Origin of the sequence: Sorangium sp. So ce362, assembly GCF_051519845.1 — a bacterium.
Taxonomy (GTDB): Bacteria; Myxococcota_A; Polyangia; order Polyangiales; family Polyangiaceae; genus Sorangium.
The window spans coordinates 4,806,606-4,824,884 of the sequence record NZ_CP150332.1; the positions used below are offsets into that span (position 1 = coordinate 4,806,606).

The 18,279-nt window shown below is 72.9% G+C and carries 11 protein-coding genes; 7 read left to right on the forward strand and 4 right to left on the reverse strand.

The genetic code is table 11. The features are described 5' to 3' along the window. The first annotated feature begins 29 nt into the window (after positions 1-29). Entirely contained in the window at positions 30-1,538 is a 1,509-nt protein-coding gene (locus tag WMF17_RS18630) for a sigma-54-dependent transcriptional regulator (protein ID WP_437603417.1), read from the forward strand. Between the two features lie 55 nt (positions 1,539-1,593). On the opposite strand, the gene WMF17_RS18635 is transcribed toward WMF17_RS18630, so the two are convergent. Further along, positions 1,594-3,138, reverse strand: coding sequence for an ATP-binding protein (locus WMF17_RS18635; RefSeq protein WP_437603418.1), 1,545 nt, complete (start codon positions 3,136-3,138; stop codon positions 1,594-1,596). Positions 3,139-3,362: 224 nt separating this feature from the next. Here WMF17_RS18635 and WMF17_RS18640 point away from each other — a divergent pair, with 224 nt between their 5' ends. From WMF17_RS18640 to WMF17_RS18660, 5 genes are all read left to right on the forward strand, one after another. Next, complete coding sequence (locus tag WMF17_RS18640; protein WP_437603419.1) at positions 3,363-4,013, forward strand: transaldolase family protein; 651 nt, start codon at positions 3,363-3,365, stop codon at positions 4,011-4,013. Between the two features lie 6 nt (positions 4,014-4,019). Next, positions 4,020-5,579 (forward strand): methyltransferase domain-containing protein, encoded by a 1,560-nt coding sequence (locus tag WMF17_RS18645; protein WP_437650630.1) that lies wholly within the window; start codon positions 4,020-4,022, stop codon positions 5,577-5,579. Positions 5,580-5,727: 148 nt separating this feature from the next. Continuing rightward, complete coding sequence (locus tag WMF17_RS18650) at positions 5,728-6,729, forward strand: hypothetical protein (RefSeq protein WP_437603421.1); 1,002 nt, start codon at positions 5,728-5,730, stop codon at positions 6,727-6,729. Positions 6,730-6,833: 104 nt separating this feature from the next. Further along, the gene (locus WMF17_RS18655) at positions 6,834-10,985 is read left to right on the forward strand and encodes a hypothetical protein (protein ID WP_437650631.1); all 4,152 of its coding nucleotides are present in this window, start codon (positions 6,834-6,836) and stop codon (positions 10,983-10,985) included. Positions 10,986-11,153: 168 nt separating this feature from the next. Then, positions 11,154-12,872, forward strand: coding sequence for a hypothetical protein (locus WMF17_RS18660; protein ID WP_437650632.1), 1,719 nt, complete (start codon positions 11,154-11,156; stop codon positions 12,870-12,872). 25 nt (positions 12,873-12,897) lie between these two features. Here WMF17_RS18660 and WMF17_RS18665 read toward each other — a convergent pair whose 3' ends face one another. From WMF17_RS18665 to WMF17_RS18675, 3 genes are all read right to left on the reverse strand, one after another. Next, the gene (locus WMF17_RS18665; RefSeq protein ID WP_437581061.1) at positions 12,898-13,140 is read right to left on the reverse strand and encodes a hypothetical protein; all 243 of its coding nucleotides are present in this window, start codon (positions 13,138-13,140) and stop codon (positions 12,898-12,900) included. A 53-nt stretch (positions 13,141-13,193) separates the two neighbouring features. Beyond that, positions 13,194-14,486: a hypothetical protein gene (locus WMF17_RS18670; protein WP_437650633.1), complete on the reverse strand. Its 1,293-nt coding sequence runs from the start codon at positions 14,484-14,486 to the stop codon at positions 13,194-13,196. Positions 14,487-14,624: 138 nt separating this feature from the next. Next, positions 14,625-15,992: a hypothetical protein gene (locus WMF17_RS18675; protein WP_437650634.1), complete on the reverse strand. Its 1,368-nt coding sequence runs from the start codon at positions 15,990-15,992 to the stop codon at positions 14,625-14,627. A gap of 294 nt (positions 15,993-16,286) precedes the next feature. Here WMF17_RS18675 and WMF17_RS18680 point away from each other — a divergent pair, with 294 nt between their 5' ends. Beyond that, complete coding sequence (locus WMF17_RS18680) at positions 16,287-18,206, forward strand: L,D-transpeptidase (RefSeq protein WP_437650635.1); 1,920 nt, start codon at positions 16,287-16,289, stop codon at positions 18,204-18,206. Positions 18,207-18,279: the final 73 nt, after the last annotated feature.

Sequence of the window (18,279 nt, forward strand, 5' to 3'; positions counted from 1 at the left end):
GCGCGGGTGAGCTGGGGTATGGTCCGCCCATGCCCGCTTCCCCTCCAGCGCCCCCCACCCCGACGCTGCACCCGGGAGGCGCCGCCTCGCCCACGATCCTCATCGTGGACGACGAGCGCAACATCCGCCGCACCCTCGCGCTCGTGCTGCAGGGGGAGGGCTACAGGGTCGCCGAGGCCCCGAGCGCCGAGGCGGCGCTGGAGCTGCTCGCGCACGGCGACAGCCCCGTCGACCTCGCCCTGGTCGACCTGCTCCTGCCCGGCATGAACGGCCTCGACCTCCTCCAGCGCGTGCGCCAGGACGACGCCACCCGCGAGCTGCCGGTCATCGTGATCAGCGGCCACGCGACCGTCAACGACGCGGTGAAGGCGGTCAAGCTCGGCGCCTGCGACTTCTTCGAGAAGCCGCTCAACCGCGAGCGCGTCCTCGTGGGTGTCAAGAACGCGCTGCAGAACTCGCGGCTCGCGCGGGAGGTCGAGGATCTGAAGGCGCAGGTGCAGTCGCGTTACGAGATGATCGGCCAGAGCGCCGCGATGCAGCGGCTGTTCAAGGAGATCGATCGCGTCGCGCCCACGAAGGCGAGCGTGCTCATCACCGGCGAGAGCGGCACGGGCAAGGAGCTCATCAGCCGCGCCATCCACCTGCTCTCGCTGCGGGCGCGGGGGCCCTTCGTCCGGGTCAACTGCGCCGCGATCCCGCGCGAGCTCATCGAGAGCGAGCTCTTCGGCCACGAGCGCGGCGCGTTCACCGGGGCGAGCGGGCCGAAGCGGGGCCTCTTCGAGCAGGCCCACGGCGGCACGCTGTTCCTCGACGAGATCGGCGACATGGACCTCGCCGCCCAGGCCAAGGTGCTGCGCGCATTGCAGTCGGGCGAGATCTGCCGCGTCGGCGGCGAGCACAGCCGGCACGTCGACGTCCGCGTGCTCGCCGCGACGAACAAGGACCTCTCGCGCGAGGTCGCCTCGCTGCGCTTCCGCGAGGACCTCTTCTTCCGCCTCGCGGTGTTCCCGATCAAGAGCCCGGCGCTCCGCGACCGCATGGACGATCTGCGAGCGCTCGCCGACGCGTTCATGGCGGCGTTCTGCAACGAGAACGGCCTGAAGCAGAAGGCGATCGATCCGGTGGTCTACGCCGCGCTCGAGCGCCGGAGCTGGCCGGGCAACGTGCGCGAGCTCAAGAACGTGATCGAGCGCGCCGCGATCCTCTCGAGCGACGTCGTCACCATCGCCGATCTCCCGGAGGATCCCCACGAGAACCCGTTCGAGGACGACGCGCAGGGGGCCGCCGGGGAGGGCTCGATCGCGCCCCCCGCCCCCGGCGCGGCCGAGCCGCACGCGGGCGCGGCCCGCCACGAGCCGGAGCGCCCTCGCCTCACGCTGCGGGAGTTCCGCGATCGGGCCGAGCGCCGCTACATCGTCGAGGTGCTGGCCAGCCTCGACTGGAACATCTCGCGCGCGGCCGTCCTGCTCGGCGTCGAGCGCACGAACCTCCACAAGAAGATCCGCGCGTACGGCATCAAGCGGGGCGAGGCGCCGTAGCGCCGACGGGCCGCGCGCGGCGCTGCAGGCCCCCGCGCCGCCCCCGCAGCCCGCGCTACGCGGCCCCCCCGAGCGCCCTGCGGACGGCGCGGAGGAGCGACTCGGCCGTGAACGGCTTCCCCAGCACCGCGGCCTCCGGCCGGGCGGCGAGCGGGCCGTCGAGCGCGTCGCCCGTGTAGCCGGACATGAAGAGCACCCGCATGTCCGGCCTGAGCTTCACGAGGCGCTCGGCGAGCTCGCCGCCGGACATCTCGGGCATCAGCACGTCGGTGAGCAGGAGGTCGACGCGCCCGCGCTGCGCCTCGCAGACGCGCAGCGCCTCGCCCGGCCCGCGCGCCGTCAGCGTGGTGTAGCCGTGCTGCGCGAGGATCCGGCTCGCGAGCGTGACCACGGCGTCCTCGTCGTCGGTGACGAGCACCGTCCCGCCCTCGCCCCGGCGCGGCGCGGCGTGGGGCGCGCGCTCGCGCCGAGAGGCCGCCGCCCGCGCCGAGAGCGGCAGGTAGATCTCGACGCGCGTGCCCTCCCCGGGCTGGGACGCGAGCTCGATGAAGCCGCGCCACTGCTTGACGATCCCGTACACGGTGGCGAGCCCGAGGCCGGTCCCCTTCCCCCTCGGCTTCGTCGTGAAGAACGGCTCGAAGGCGCGCGTCCGCACGTCGTCGCTCATCCCGCTGCCGGTGTCGCTCACGACGAGGCGCGCGTACCGGCCGGGCGGGATCGCCGGGTGCGCGTCGTGCAGGCTCCCCGCGGCGCCGACGCGGACCGCGCGCGCCTCGATCGACAGCCGGCCGCCGTCCTGCATCGCGTCGCGCGCGTTCAGCGCGAGGTTCATGACCACCTGCTCGATCTGCCCGGCGTCCGCCAGCACCCGGCAGCCCGATGGGCCGAGCGCGATCGCGAGCCCGACGCCGCCCCCGACGTCGGCGCGGAGCGCGCCCTCCATACCGCGCACGACGTCCCGCAGATCGAGCACGACCGGCTGCGCGAGCCCCCGCCGGCTCACCGTGAGCAGCTGGCGCGTGAGCGACGCCGCCCGCTGCGCGGCGCCCTTGATCTCGGCGAGGTCCTTCTGCACCGGGCTCTGCTCGTCGAGCTCCTCCATCACGAGGCTCGTGTAGTTCAGGATGATCGCGAGCAGGTTGTTGTAATCGTGGGCGATCCCGCCCGCGAGCCGCCCGACCGCCTCCATCTTCTGCGCCTGGCGGAGCTGCTCCGAGAGCTCGCGCCGGCGCTCCTCGGTGCAGCGCGAGGACGAGAGATCGACGATCGCCCCGACCACGAGCCGCTCCCCGCGCCGCTCCGTGAGCGCCTCGGTCCGCATCACCCGGACCGTCGACCCGTCGCGACGCGTGAGGCAGGTCTCTATCGCGCTCGCCGGCGGCGGCTTCGCGCCCGCGCCGCCCGTCACGCGCCCGCCGAGGGGGGGCTCGGCCGCCGCGAGCGCGTCCTCCCGCGAGCCGTAGCCGAGCAGCCGGGCGAGCACCTCGTTGCAGTCGACGAGGCGGCCGTCGAGCGAGGCGACGTAGAGCCCGGCCGGCGAGCAGGACGCGAGCAGCGGGCTGTGCTCCACCGGGTCTCTCGACGATCGTCCGCTGCTCATCGACGCGCTATCCGTGCCGAAACATCCGGTCGGAGGGAGATCCCCGACTACCCGAACTGAAGCGCGGACTCCCCTCGACTGCAACGCCGTTCACACCGGCAACACGCATGCGTCGCGGGCGGGACGGGCCGGCGAGCCGCGCAGCGTGGGCGGTTTCTTCTTCTCCATCCCGTCAAACTGGCCTAGACCCCGCCGGGGCTCGGGCGAGCCCTCAGGAGCGCGGCATGTTCTTCCTCGACAGCTCGAACCCGGCCGAGATCAAGGAGATGTTCTCCTGGGGCGTGCTGGCGGGCGTGACCACGAACCCCCTCATCCTCTCGCGCGACGCGGGCTGCGTCGATCTCGAGCAGCGCATCCGCGAGGTGCTGTCGGCGTCGGCCGGTCCGGTGTCGGTCGAGCTGACGAGCGAGACCGAGGCGGCGATGCTCGAGGAGGCCCGCGGCTACCACGCGTGGGCGCCCGAGCGGATCTGCATCAAGGTGCCCTTCAGCGACGTAGGCCTCAAGGTGACGCACGCCCTCGCGAAGCGCGGCGTGCGCACCAACGTCACGTGCGTGATGAGCTTCAACCAGGCGTACCTCGCGGCGCTCGCCGGCGGCGCGTACGTCTCGATCTTCAGCGGGCGCATCCGCGACATGGGCTACGCCGCGGCCCCGGTCATCGAGCGCACGCGCGTGCGGCTCGAGCGCGAGCGGCTGGGCGCCGAGATCATCGTCGGCTCGATCCGCCACCTCATGGACGTGAACGAGGCGCTCGACGCTGGCGCGCACATCGTGACCGTGCCGCCGGTCATCCTGCGGAAGATGCTCCACAATCCGAAGACCGAGGAGACGATCCGCGAATTCAACGCCGCCTGGGAGAAGCGTGCTAAGTAGCCGCGCGTGAACGCCGAGCCCGGCCGCGCGCGAGGAGAAGTGGAAGCTCGAGGGCCGCGTCCCCCCGGAGACCTGAGAGACGAGGACAACCCCGGCCGCCGCGCGCCGCTCCACGCCCCGGAGGAGGCCCCCGCCGGGCGCAAGTACGCGGTCGAGGAGGTGAACCGGGCCCTCGTCGCCGTCGCCGGCCGGCCCCGGACGGTGCTCGACGTCGGCTGCGGGATCGGGCTCAACGGCGCCGCCGTCAAGCGCACGGGCGCGCGCGTGACCGGGATCGAGATCGCGCCCGGGTCGCGCGCGCGCGCCGGGGGAGTGCTCGACGAGGTCCTCGCCGCCGACATCACGAGCGACGCCGCCGTGCGCGAGGCGCTCGGCGACCGGCGCTTCGACCTGCTCCTGTTCGCGGACGTCCTCGAGCACACCGCCGACCCGCTCGCCGCGCTCTGCCGCTTCCTGCCGCACCTCGAGGAGGACGGTCACGTCATCGTCTCGCTCCCCAACGTCGCGGCGTGGCCGGTGCGCCTCGGCCTGCTCGCCGGGCGGTTCGACTACGCGCCGAGCGGCATCCTGGACGACTCGCACCTCCGCTTCTTCACGCGCGCGTCGGCGCTCCGGCTCGTCGAGCAGGCCGGGCTCGAGGTGCTCCGCGTCGAGCAGAACCCGATGCTCGTCCGCGCCGCCAAGGGGCTCATCCTGAGCGGCCTCGGCGCCGGCGAGGACCCCGCCGATCTCGCCCGCTCGCTCCCGTACAAGGCCTACCAGGCGCTCGTCCGCCCGCTGGAGGACGTCGTGGCCGACCGCGCGCCCGGCCTCCTCGCGTTCCAGCACGTGATCGTCGCCAGGAAGCCGCCGCGCCCCCGCCGGATGCGGCTCACCGTCGGCATGCTCACGATGGATGAGGAAGAGAGCGTCGGCGCCATGATCGGCGAGATCAGGAAGGCCGTGCCCGACGCGGAGATCCTCTGCGTCGACAGCTCCACGCGGGACAGGACCGCCGAGATCGCGGCCAGCCTCGGCGCGCGCGTGCTCCGCCAGGTGCCGCCCCGCGGCCACGGCCCGGCGATGGAGCTCCTCATGTACAGCGCCGCGGCCCGGAGCGAGCTGCTCATCTACCTCGACTGCGACTTCACCTACCCCGCCGAGAACATCCCGGTGCTCCGGCGGCTCGTCGAGGAGGAGGGCGCCGACGTGGTGAACTGCGCCCGCACCCGCACCAGGCCCGCGGCCATGCCGGTCCCGAACTACCTCGCCAACCGCGCCTTCGCCGCCATGGCGCACGCGATGCACGGCATCCCCACCTCGGACGTCCACAGCGGCATGCGCGCTTACCGGTGCTCGGTGATTCGCGCGTTCGACTTCGACGGAGAGGGGGACGCGCTGCCCATCGACACGCTGCTCTTCCCGGCCAAGTGCGGCTATCGCGTGGTGGAGCTGCCCATCGAGTACAACGAGCGCGTCGGCACCTCGAAGCTGCGCAAGCTGGCTGGCACCGTGTGGACCATGATTCGCCTCCTGCGCGCGCTCCCCGTCGGCGACCGCCTCGGCGATCGCTACGAGCGCCGCTAGGCGTCACGGCGCGCGCCGTCAGGCATCACCGCTTCGGAGATCAACGGCCATGAAGCGGTGGCGACGCGGTGCGGCGTCACCTCTCCCGCGTGGTCATCCCATTGCGGTCGCCTATACTCCGCATCTTTGACTCCAGAGGAGGCAAGAGATGCGGTTTCTAAAGGTAGTTTATGTACTAGGTGTATCCGCGCTGACGGGCGCGGCCGCGGTGGCGGGGTGCGGGGGCGATGACGCCGGCGGGACGAGCTCGAATTCGCCGGGAGCGACCAGCGGCGGGGCCGAACGCGACTGCTCGCTGAAACACCCGGTCTGCACGGCGGTCACCTCGGACTGCGTTGCCGTCCACGACAATCGGGGCGCGACCACGCTCGGGCTGCGCATGGCGCAGCTCACGATCACGAAGCCCGACGTGCTCGCGAGCGGCTATGTCGCCGGCCTCGTGGCCCAGGGCCTGACGATGAATTTGCCCCAGTGTAATCTGAACGGCACGGGCACCTTTTCCTGGCTGCTCGAGTTCGACACGACGACGGGCAAGCTGCGCACCGGCGGCGCGATGCCCACGGACGACCCTCTCGAGGGCTACTGCTTCGCCAACACGACCGCCGGCGAGTTCGAGATCGCGCCGACGGAGATCGACGCCCCCCTGTCCGACGGCGCATGGAGCGGGGAGGCCGAGACCCTCAACGTCCCGATCTTCCTGGAAACGAGCCCGGAGCCGATCATCCTACCCCTGCACCAGGTGCGGCTCACCGACGCGAAGGTGTCGGCGGACAACAACTGCATCGGCCGGTATAACGTCGAGGGGCTCGAGTGGGAGAACGCCTGCCTTCCCGGCCAGGACGGCGATCCCCCGGCGTTCATCAACGGCGGCAAGCTCGCCGCCTTCATCACGCTGGAAGAGGTCGACCGGGTGATCGTCGACACTATCGACCAGAGCCTCTGTGTCGTGCTCTCGGGCGATATCGTAAAATACGGAACTGGTGAGGAGCCCAATACCTGCAAGCGCGACGAGAACGACCAGATCGTGCTGAAGGGCGACTGGTGCAGCGCGACGAACTCGCCTGCGACGGACGACTGCGCAGACGCCTATGCGCTCGGCGGCGAGTACGCTGCGAGCGCCGTCAAGATCAACGGTCTCTGCCCCCAGTAGCGCTTGCGGGCGGCTCTCCGGGGAGCGTACGCTCTGTCGTGGCGTCCTGACGCCCGCGCCCAGCGGGCTCGGCGCTGCGGGCCGCGCTCCTCGGAGGGTTCCTTATGCCCCGCATCATCAAGCATTTCTCCTCCATCCTTGTGCTCCTTGTCATCGCCGGATGTGCCGCTTCGGGCGGCGGGTGCTCCGGCTGTGGAATGACCCCCCTCCCCGCCGGCTTCAAGCCCGCGGACCGCATCGAGAACGCCGGCGCGGCGCGGGTCACGCAGTCGGGCCTCGAGTTCCTCGAGCAGAACCTGGGTGTCCTCGGGCGCGCGCTGCTCGGCGGCGGGGACAGCGGCGTGGTCACCTTCTCGATCCCCAGGTCCTCGGGCTCCGTGGCTGCCGGCATCGTCGATTACACCCTCTGTCCCGGCGGGGCCGATCCGGCGACGACTCCCCCGGCGTGCGTGGCCGAGATCGACGTGGGGCACGCGGCGTTGCAGATCCAGCCCAAGACGCCGCACAACCTGGTCATCCGGGGGCCTCTGCCGGTGCGGATGCAGCGCCTGCCCATCTTCCTAGACGGCGGCTTCCTGGGCGAAAGCACCCAGTACGTCACCCTCAACGGCAACGACGCGTGCCCGCCCGACGAGCAGACCTTCACGAACATCGGTGTCGAGGTCGACCTCTCGATCGAGATCGACGTGAACCCGCAGCACTCGCGGCAGGGCTACTCGCGCGTCAAGGTGAGCCGGCTCTGGATCGACGAAGATCAGCTCGAATCGAGCCTGCACTTCGACTGCGGGGGCACGTGGGTGGGTGATGCCCTCGACTTCGTGAAGCCGATCATCACGAGCTTCATGGGTTCCATGTCCAACGCGCTGAAGGGCCAGCTCGACCAGCAGCTCTGTCTGAAGGCCGATCCGGCGCTGGATCCGGCCTGCCCCGACGGCACGAACGACATCGGCGGCGTCTGCCGCTACGGCACGCAGGCGACCGACGAGTGCGCCTCGGTCCTGCTCGGCATCGAGGGGCACCTCGACCTCGGCCGGCTGCTCGCGGGCATCTCCCCCGGCACCCAGGGCGGGTTCGACCTCCTGCTCGCCGGCGGCGGCATGAGCGAGCGCGACGACGGCTCCGATCTCGCGTGGGGCGACCTCAACCCCGTCGGCAACGGGATCACCCTCGGCCTCTACGGCGGCGCCGAGCCGCTGCCGACATCGAAATGTGTGCCGTTGTCGGACATCAAGCTGCCAGCGGGCATCCCGATTCCCGATGAGCTCGTCGCAAACACCATCCCCGGCTGGCCCGACGACCTCCCCGGCCCGCACATCGGACTCGCGATCTCCGAGCGCTTCGCGAATTACGCCATGAACGGTCTCTACAACAGTGGACTGCTCTGCCTCGGGATCTCCACGGAGACGGTGCCTCTCCTCAACTCCGGCACGCTCGGGCTGCTGGCCGCGTCGGCGAAGGACCTCACACTGCAGCGCGAGTCGCAGCAGGTCGCGCTCGTCATCCGCCCGCAGACCCCGCCGCGGGTCACATTCGGGGATGGCACGAACGCCACCGACGATCCGCTGATCCGTATCCGGCTCGACCGGGCGAGCTTCGATTTCTACATCTGGTCGCTCGATCGGTTCATCCGGTTCATGACGGCGACGTTCGATCTCGATGTACCCATGAACCTCGCGGTCACCCCCGAGGGGCTGACGCCGGTGATCGAGATGCTCGGGGTCACGAACGGCGAGGTGACGAACAGCGGGCTGCTCCGGGAAAATCCCGAGTCGATCGCGGACGCGCTCGGCAGCCTCATCGGCGGTCAGGTCGGGCAGCTGATCGGCAGCGGCCTCCCGACGATCGATCTCGACGGGCCGCTCGCGGGGCTCGGGCTCTCCCTGATAGTCCCGGAGTCGGCCCAGGGGGCGGGCTCCCCCGGCCTGCGGAAGCTCACGAAGGGTCAGGACAACTACCTTGGCATCTTCGCGTCGTTCAGCACGGCTGCGCCGCAGCGCTCGATGCGGAGCGAGACGCAGGCCGAGCTGAGCCGCAAGGAGGTGCGGGCCGAGGGGCTCCGTCTGCCGACGATGACCCGCGACAACGGGCCCACGGCCCGGCTCGTCATGGGCTCGCCGCTCGACGACGGCACCCGGGTCGTCGAGTACTCGTACCGTGTCGACAGCGGCGTGTGGCGCCCGTTCACGCGCGAGCGCATCGTCGACCTGCGCGACGACTGGCTGCGGCTCCCGGGGCGTCACGTGATCTCGGTGCGATCGCGGATCGCGGGCGACCCGCTGTCGCTCGATCCCACGCCGGCGACCGTGGAGATGGTGGTCGACGTCGATCCGCCGGTCATCTCGGTCGGCGCGGCGGTGGACGGCTGGGTGCCGCTCGAGGTGCGCGACCGGGTGTCGGACGCCGAGCGCGCGAAGGTGCGCGTGCGGCTCGACGGCGGGGCGTGGTCGCCCTGGTCGACGGCGGCGGAGATGCGATCGGTGGACGTCGGCGACGCCGCCGACATCGAGGTCGAGGCCGTGGACGAGGAGGGGAACCTCGGCGCGGCGCGGCAGGCGATCCTCCGCGGCCGCGTCCCCATCGACCCGTCGGCCGGCTGCGGCTGCGTCGTGGCCGGCGGCCCGGGCGAGGGCCCGTCGGGCGGCCTCTGGCTCGGCCTCGCGGCCGCCGCGGCGGCCGTGCGGCTCGCGCGGCGCGGCGGCTCCCGAGGCGCCGCGCCTGCCCGGGGCGATGCGCCTTCGCGCGCCCGGCGAGGCGCGCGCGGCGTGCGGGGCGCGCTGGCCGGCATCGCCGTCACCGCGCTCCTCGGCTCGCACGCGGGCTGCTCGTGCAGCGATGAGCCGGTCGTGGAGGACCCGGCGTGCGTCGCGCCCGGCTGCATGACGCTGGAGCACGGGCTCATCGGGGCCTACACGTCGGTCGCGGTCGCCGCCGACAAGCGCACGGTCTGGGTCGCCGGATACGCGGAGGCCGACTGGCACAACGCGTTCCAGTGGGGCGACCTCGTGGTCGGCACGTGGGACGGCGAGTCGGTCGCGTGGGAAGCGATCGACGGCGTGCCCGCGGAGCCTCCGGTCGACCCGGCCAGGTTCGACGTGAGCGGGTTCCGCGGAGGCCAGACGGATCCGGGCGACGACGTCGGCCTCTGGACCTCGATCGCGATAGGTCCGGACGGCGAGCCGGCGGTGGCCTACTACGACCGGACCCACCGCGGGCTGAAGCTCGCGCAGCGGCAGGGCGACACGTGGGCCGTGAGCTCGGTGCAGCAGGCGCCGAACAGCGATATCGGCCGCTACGCGAAGCTCCTCTTCGTGAAGGGGCTGCCCGTCATCGCCTACCTCGCGATGGAGCCTGGCGAGGACGGCGCGGTCACGTCGAGCGTCCGGCTCGCGACCGGAGAGAGCGCCACGCCCGGGGAGGGCGCGTGGCGGTTCGAGGACGTGGCGACGGACGAGGCGACGCCGTGCCGGGAGTTCCTCTGCGACGAGGGGACGAAGTGCATCCGGGCCACGGGGCGCTGCGTGAAGCCGCTCGCGAGCGGCGACTGCGCGCCGGCGTGCGCCTCGGGGCAGGTGTGCATCGACGAGGGCGGCTCGCTGGCGTGCGCCGCGATCTCCGACGGGAACCCGACCGACACGTACCCCGAGGCGATCGGCGACTACATCGCGATGGCGCCGGACAACGCGGGCGGGTTCGGCCTGGCGTTCTACGATCGCATCCACGGCGACGTGGTGATCGCGTCGCGCTCGGCGGGGGCGTGGGAGACCCGGATCGTCGACGGCGCGGCGCCCGACGGGACCGACACGGGCGACGTGGGCATGGGGGCGTCGCTGTTCATCGATCGCGCCGGGGACTGGCACCTCGCCTACGCGGACGGCCGCTCGGAGGGGCTCCGGTACGCGCGGGTGAAGGGCGGCGCGGACGTCGAGCCGGCCGAGGTGGCGGACGACGGGCTCGGGATCGAGGGCGTCCCCTTCGAGGACGGGCAGCATCTCGTCGGCGACGACGCGAGCGTGTTCGTGACGGCGGCCGGGGAGGTGCGCATCAGCTACCAGGACGCGACGAGCGGGACCCTGCGGCTCGCGATCGGGACGAAGAGCGGCGACGGCCACAGCTGGCTCGTGCAGCAGATCGAGCAGGAGGGGTTCGCGGGCGCGTTCTCGCGGATCGTCGAGGTGGACGGGCAGCTGCTCATCGCGAACTGGTGGCGCGTCGGCGGCCGGACCACGAAGGGCGACGTGGCGCTCGTCGCCCCGTGAGGCGCCCGCCCGGGTCGCGGCGCTGTCCCGCGAGCGCTCCGTCGGCGGTTCGCCCTTGATCCGACGATCCGCCGACTGAGTATGCTCCGGTCGGCGCCACCAGGGCGTGGTGCGTCTTCTGCAACGATGTGCAGGCAGAGCGAAGCGTCACAGGAAAGGCTTGGGACGATGAGAGCGACGGAACGGACGAGCAGCAAGGCGGTGAGCAACGCATCCCCTCTCCCCTCCGGCGGAGCGCAGGACAGGGGCGGCGCCCCGGCGCGGCGCGCCGCGCGCCGGCGGAGGGTCGGCATCCCTTTCTCCTTGTGGGTGCTCCCCGCCGCGTCGGCGGCCGTGGCGTTGCAGCTCGCCGGATGCTGGCCGCTGTCCTACTCCGAGGACTGCGAGGACGACTCCAGGTACTGCCCCCCCGCCGGGACTGGCGGCACCGACACGCCCAGCCCCACCTGCGACGCGGATCCGACCCAGGATGCGAGCACGGTGACGGACCGGTGCGCTGTGTTCGCGAGCGCGGGCGCGGCGTCCGGAGGGAACGGTACGAGAGGGAGGCCGTACGCGTCGCTCGCGGAGGCGATCGCGAACGCGAACGGCAAGCGGGTGCTGGCGTGCTCGAGCGGGGCGTTCGAGGAGAGCGTCACGATCTCGGCGGCCGTCGAGGTGATCGGCGGGTTCGACTGCGCGGCGGGCTGGACGTGGAGCGATCAGGCGCGGAGCGCGATCGAGGGCCCCGCGGACAAGGTGGCGCTCACGCTGGCGGAGGACGCGAGCGGGGTGAGGCTGCAGAGCTTCGCGATCCGCGCGGCCGACGCGACCGAGCCGGGCGGCTCGTCGATCGGCGTGGCGGTCGCCGATATCGAGGCGGAGCTCGTGCGCGTCGACGTGATCGCGGGCGACGGGAGGGGCGGCGCGAGGGGCGAGACGCCGGCGGTGGCGCAGGACGGCGTGAGCGCGCCGGATGACGTCTCGGATACGTGCGTCGGAACCGTCTATGGCGGCGTGCCCGGCGTGACGAGCTGCGACGATGGCGAGACGCGCGGCGGCATCGGGGGACTCGGTGGAAAGATCGCGGAAGACGAGGGGCGCGGGCAGAACGGCACGGACGGCACGCCGCTACCGGGAGAGAACCCCGCGGGGGACGGCCTCGGCGGCATCGGATACGGACAGCCGGATGCGCTGAACAACTGCACGCGCGGCGAAGAAGGCGCGCCTGGCGCCCATGGCCAGACCGGCGACCGTGGCAGCGACACCCTGCTGACGCTCGCCAGCGTCAGCGGGGGCGACGGCAAAAGCGGCACGAGCGGGGTGCGCGGACAAGGTGGAGGGGGCGGCGGCGGCGCGAAGGCGGGGCAGTTCTGCGCGGCCGGCGAAGGTAGGTACGACGACGGCGTGGGCGCCAGCGGCGGCGGAGGCGGGGCCGGCGGCTGCGGGGGGAAAGGAGGGGGCGGCGGCAAGGCCGGCGGGTCGAGCATCGGGATCCTCAGCCTCGGGACCAGGCTGGTGCTGACCGAGGTGAAGATCACGGTCGGCGCCGCGGGCCACGGAGGGACCGGAGGCGACGGAAAGCGCGGCGGCAACGGCGGCAACGGCGCTGCGGGCGGCTCGGTCGGTGCGGATACAGGCCCGGGCGCCCGGAAGGGCTGCGACGGTGGCCCCGGCGGCGCGGGCGGCGACGGCGGCCCCGGCGGCGGCGGCCGAGGCGGCCATGCGGTGGGCATCGCCTACAAGGTCACGCCGACCTCCGCGCTCGCCGATGTACCGTTCGAGGGAGGCCCGGCCGGAGACGGCGGTCCCCCGGGGTTCAGCGGCGCGGATGTCAACGCCGGCGCGCCCGGGGTGACCGGCGCATGCTGGGACTTCGCCACGAACACGAGCTGCGCGCCGCAGTGAGCCGCGCAGCGGCGCCGTCACGTGCTCACACGGACGCCGAGCGGATCTCCGCCGTCGCCGGGCCGCTCACGCGCGCGCGCTCGGCGGCCACGAGCTCCAGGAGCTCCTGCCGCGTCGCCTGCCCGCTGTCGAGCAGCTCGCGCATGGCGCCGTCCACGTAGCCCTTCGTGCGCGCCAGGCGGGGAGCGCTCTCCCCGCCCTCCCGCGCGGTCAGCATGTCGTGCAGCATCCGCCTGAGCCCCGTCATCGCCTCGGTCTTCGAGCGCATCGCCATCACCTCGCCCGATCGGCCTAGCGAAGGCGGCGCGATCCGGCCAAGTTTCAGGCGCGCGGCAGCCTGCTCAGCGCGAGATCCGCGGCCGCGCGCTCGATCCCCGCGAGCGCGACCCCCGGCCCCTTCCGCGGGACGAGGACCACACGGCAGCGGCCGCGGGTCGCCGTCTCCGCGTGGGACAGCCCGAAGTCGAGCGCCGCGCCGATGGCGAAGACGAGCGCGCCCATCCCGAGCAGCTCGGGCGACCCCGCCCGCGCGCCGTCGACGAGCAGCGAGACGCCGAGGTAGGTCCCCAGCCCCAGCGCGACGAGCCCCGCGTAGAGGCCGAGCCGCGGGTAGCGCACCTCGCGCGTCGCGCGGAGGAGCGCCTCGACAGGGATGTACGTCTCCTGCTCCCGCAGGGTCCGGCCGAACAGCTCGGTCCGGCTGCGGACGGTCACGCCCCTCGGGCCGATCTCCACCGAGGCGGGCCGGCGGTACCGCAGGAGGAGCCGCCCGGCGAGCCGGGCGACATGCGTCACCAGCAGGATCCCGGTCGCGGCCAGCAGCACGAGCGCCACCGGCCCGCGCGGCGGCGGCGACAGCTCGCCCGCGAGCCGCCCCGGCGTCCGGCCGTCGGCATCCGGCCCGCCGGCCGCCGAGCCCTCGTCCCCGGTCGCCCCGGCGCCGCCCAGCGCGGCCTCGCCGTCTGCGGCCGAGGCGCCCGGCGCGCGGCTCGGCCGCCTCCCGGGCGACACCGCGTCGCGCAGCAGCGAGCGCACGATCGGATCGCGCACCTCGTCCACCAGCGCCGCGGCCTCGGCGCGCGCGTCCGGCGAGGCGCTCCCCCGCAGCGCGGCCGCGGCGATCAGCGCGCCCGCCCGGCCGAGCTGCGGCAGCGCGCCTTGGTCGGCGCGCCGCACAAGCGCGGCGACCGCCCGCCAGAGCCCCGCGGCGCGCTCGCCCAGCGCGGCGTCCAGGGCGGTCAGCGCGTCGACCGAGGTGTACGTCGCCAGCCAGACGAGCGCCTCGGCGACGCGCCCCTCCGCCTCCGGCCCCTCGGGCGGCGAGAGGGCGACCCCGCGGGCGAGCAGCGTGGCGAGGAGCACCCGGGTGGCGCTCCCCGCGCCCTCGCTTGTGCCGCGCTCGAGCGCCCGGATCACGTTGCCGAACCGGGTCTCCGCGTCGGCGACCGACAGGCCCGCGCGGTCCACGAGCTCCGCGAGTCCGCCCTCCAGGGTGGTCCGCCGCTCGTCCGCGGCGGCAAACGCCGCCGTGTGGACGACCCGCGCGAGGTCGTCGCCATGGGGGTGTCCGGCAAGCTCATCGAGCGCGGCGTGCGGAGAGTGTTCGGGCGTCATCGGCGCGGGCTGGTCGGATTAACTGAACGCCGCCCATTTGGCTAGTGTTCCGCGCGGCCCCGACGCCGCGGCCGGCGCTCCGCCCCCTCCGGCGCGGCCACCCCCCGCCCCGCGCGCCGCCTCTTCCGCGCCCACGCGCTACTTCCTCCGCGCTGCGGCCTGGTCCCGCAGCGCCTGCTCCACGAAGCCCATGATCAGCTTGAGCTGTCGGTTCGTGACGTGGAGCTTCGACCAGATGACCTTCCCGTCGGTGTTGAAGGTGACCTCATCCACCACGTCGATCGTCGTGATCCCCAGGTTGATGCTCCGGATCGCGTTCAAGATCCTCGTGAGCTCCTGCGCGTGAACCAGCGCATCTTCAGGGGATTCGTCGCCCGCCGTGACGGCCAGGTCGGCGCCCCCGTCCCGGGTCGGCGTGACGGTGAGCCGCATCCACGTGATGCTGCGCGGCAGCGCCTGGACCCCGCGGAAGGCGTTCGCCGGCGTGAGCATCGAAATGACGATGCCCGCCGTCGACGATTTATTGAAGCCTTTCATAGACTTCAACTTGGATAGTTGATCTTTTTCTTCAGCAGGAAGGACCACGAGCAGCCGCCGGTTCGGGACCATCGCGAAGATGCGCTCGCTGCGGTCGGCGGTGGCCCGGGCGGCGGGGACGGGGGCGTCCTCGATCCACGACCCGTTCGATCGCTGGACGACGACGTCGACGGCCGCGCGCATCGCCGCCTCGGGCGCCCGGTAGTCCATGACGGCGACGACCTTGCTGGAGTCGCGGAGCTGCGGCCCGGCGATGAGAAGGTGGTCGATGTCCCGGATCGGGTCGATGGTGGTGTCCTGGAAGAAGGACTGCCACTGGGGGATGGTCGTCAGGATCCGGCCGAACCAATCGCCGAGCTCGTGGCTGCGCAGCCGGTCGCCGGCGATGAGCACCTGTACGTTCGGGTCCTTCGACGCGAGCTTGCCCGGCGCGCCAGCGACGCTCAGCGGGGTGCGCAGGTTCGGTTGATCGCTGTCGTCGCCCGTGCCCCCATCCCCCGCCGCGTCCGGGCCCGCGTCGCCCGGCGGCCGGCGGCGCGGCGGCTCGGGCGCGCCGGCGTCCGGCGCCGCGGGCGCGGCGCTGGCCGACGCCGCGGGGGGAGACGGCGCGGGCGGCGGCGTCGCGCTCGCCGCGACGCCCGCCCCGCCGGGCATCGCCTCGCCGCCGGTCGCGGAGGGCGCCGCGGCGACCGCGCTGGGGTCGTCCGCGAGCAGGTCGAGGTCGATCGGGACGATCGTCTCGCCGGCGTCGTAGTCGGTCAGCTCGCCCCGCAGGGCGAACATGGCCTCGAGCCACGAGAACAGCGGGGTCGGGAGCAGCGGCAGGTGCAGGAGCAACGCGACGGCCGCCGCGGTCGCCAGCGCGCGCCTCGATGCGGCGCGGACGAGCGGGATGACCCCGGTGCCCATGCCCGCGCGCCGGGCCGCAGTCGTGTTGTTCAAGCCACGCCCCGGGGTCCGTTCCGCCACGGCGGTACCCTAGCAGCAGCCGCCCGAACGGCATCCGCGCTGCGGACGGCGCGCCGCCCGCGCGTGCGCCGCGCGTCGCGGCTGCGTGGCATGTCGTTCGCTCTGGCGACGGTCATGCGATGCCGCCTGCCCCGGCGCCCGCCGCGGTGAACCGAGGGACGCGCGCTCCGCAGAGAAGTGGATCGACACGTGAGTGACCAGGTACTAAGACCGCCGAGCCGACCCGACCCTACGGGTCGATCATCAGACCGCGAGGATCGGGAAGGCCAGTCCTCGCCCAACGCTGTGAATGCGATGAACCGCTCTCAGGCGCCCCGACCCCGCGGGCAGAACGACCCCGCACGATCGCACGGCAGCGGCAACGTCCGCACCGGCGGCGCGCGGAAGCCGCAACCTGCGCCGGACGCCGGCCGCTCCGGGGGCGGCGCCGGGCGCACCTCGTTCGTCTCGAGCGCGCTCGGGTTCATCGCCGCGGCGGCCTTCGCCGGCACGGCGGCGTGGGCGAGCGGCTGCCAGGGCGAGGCGCCTCCCGGCCCCTCCACCGAAGGCAAGTCGCCGCCCGAGCGGACGTCGTCCCTCCCCCGCCCGTCGCCCACGTCCGCCGCCCGCGCGATCGCGTCCGCCGAGGCCCCGAGCCCGAGCCCGAGCGTCGAGCCCTCGGCGGCCCCGGAGCCGCCCGCGCCCGACAAGCCCTACACGGGGCCGCTGCTCGGCTCGATCGTGCCGCAGGCGTCGGTCTACCCGACGATGGAGTTCTCCAAGCAGCGGCTCGGCTACATCCGGCTCGGCAGCAAGGTGCCTGTCGATCCGAAGCCGATCAAGGGCGGGAGCTGCGCCAAGGGCTGGTACCGCCTCCTCGACGGCGGCTACGTCTGCGGGAGGTCGGCCACGACCGATCTGTCGAACCCGCATGTCCGCCTCGGCATCACGCCGCCGAACCTCGACGAGCTCCTCCCGTACAAGTACGCGTTCAACACGACGCACGGCACGCCGCTCTACCGCTCCGTCCCCTCGAAGGACGAGATGACGCGCTACGAGCCGTACCTCGAGTCCTCGAAGCGCAAGAAGAAGGAAGAGGAGAAGAAGCGCGCCGAGGAGCTCTACGAGGAGACCGAGAAGGAGGTCGCGGCCGCGGCCGCAGCCGCTCGCCGCTCGGCGAGCCCCCCCGAGGCGGGCGCGACCCCCGTGGCCGCGGTCACCTCGGAGGCATCTGCGACGGAGGACAAGGCGGCGGCCGTCGCCGCGGCCGCGTCGCTCGGCATCGCCCCGGCGCCGGTCGAGGAGGAGCCCGAGAAGCCGTGGTGGGAGAACGTCGACGACAAGGGCAAGCCGCTCAACGTCACGCTCGCCGATCTCGACAAGGACGCCGACTCGACGGTCGCGAAGCGGATGGTGAAGGGCTTCTTCGTCGCGGTCGACAAGACCTTCGGCTGGAACGGCCGCAGCTGGTACAAGACGACCGCGGGGCTCGTCGCGCCGAGCGACCGCATGTACGTCATCAAGCCGCCGTCCTCGCAGGGCATCGACTTCCCCGAGGGCGCGAAGTCGGTCGGCTTCATCCTCGCGAAGTCGGCGAGCAAGTACCGGTTCGACGACGAGATGAAGTCGGTCTCCGTGGCCGGCTCGCTGGAGCGCTTCGCGGCGTTCGGCCTCACGGGGGAGTCCCACAAGCACAGGTCGGTCGTCTACCGGAAGACCACCGAGGGCTGGTGGATGAAGGGCGCCGACGGGACGTACACCGAGCTCGGCGCCCCGCCGCCGGACCTCGCGCCGGGCGAGAAGTGGATCGACGTGAACGTGTCGCGCAAGACGCTGGTCGCGGTCGAGGGCGACAGGCCCGTCTTCGCGGCGCTCATCTCCCCGGGGAGGCGCTCGAAGGACAAGAAGAAGGACCACCCGACGCTCACGGGGGTGTTCCGCATCCGCGAGAAGCACATCGCGACCACGATGGATGGCGACGGGACGGTCGCGGGCGACCTGCCGTACAGCATCGAGGACGTGCCGTTCGTCGCGTACTACGACGGGTCGTACGCGTTCCACGGCGCCTTCTGGCACTCCAACTTCGGCCGGGAGATGAGCCACGGCTGCGTGAACCTCTCGCCGCTCGACGCGAAGAAGGTCTTCTTCTGGAGCGAGCCCAGCCTGCCCCGCGGCTGGCACGGGGTCTGGTCGACGCCGGAGAACCGCGGGACGCTCGTGTCCATCCACGAATGAGCGGGCCACGCGCGAGCGGCCGCGGTTCCTCGCCTCGACCGGACGACCGGCCGCCTGCCGCCAGGCGAGCGCC

Bases quoted from the DNA above. Each gene is read 5' to 3' on its own strand.
- WMF17_RS18670 (WP_437650633.1), bottom strand. From the start codon at position 14,486: ATGACGCCCGAACACTCTCCGCACGCCGCGCTCGATGAGCTTGCCGGA.
- WMF17_RS18630 (WP_437603417.1), top strand. From the start codon at position 30: ATGCCCGCTTCCCCTCCAGCGCCCCCCACCCCGACGCTGCACCCGGGA.
- WMF17_RS18680 (WP_437650635.1), top strand. From the start codon at position 16,287: ATGAACCGCTCTCAGGCGCCCCGACCCCGCGGGCAGAACGACCCCGCA.
- WMF17_RS18665 (WP_437581061.1), bottom strand. From the start codon at position 13,140: ATGCGCTCGAAGACCGAGGCGATGACGGGGCTCAGGCGGATGCTGCAC.
- WMF17_RS18660 (WP_437650632.1), top strand. From the start codon at position 11,154: ATGAGAGCGACGGAACGGACGAGCAGCAAGGCGGTGAGCAACGCATCC.
- WMF17_RS18650 (WP_437603421.1), top strand. From the start codon at position 5,728: ATGCGGTTTCTAAAGGTAGTTTATGTACTAGGTGTATCCGCGCTGACG.
- WMF17_RS18640 (WP_437603419.1), top strand. From the start codon at position 3,363: ATGTTCTTCCTCGACAGCTCGAACCCGGCCGAGATCAAGGAGATGTTC.
- WMF17_RS18635 (WP_437603418.1), bottom strand. From the start codon at position 3,138: ATGAGCAGCGGACGATCGTCGAGAGACCCGGTGGAGCACAGCCCGCTG.
- WMF17_RS18655 (WP_437650631.1), top strand. From the start codon at position 6,834: ATGCCCCGCATCATCAAGCATTTCTCCTCCATCCTTGTGCTCCTTGTC.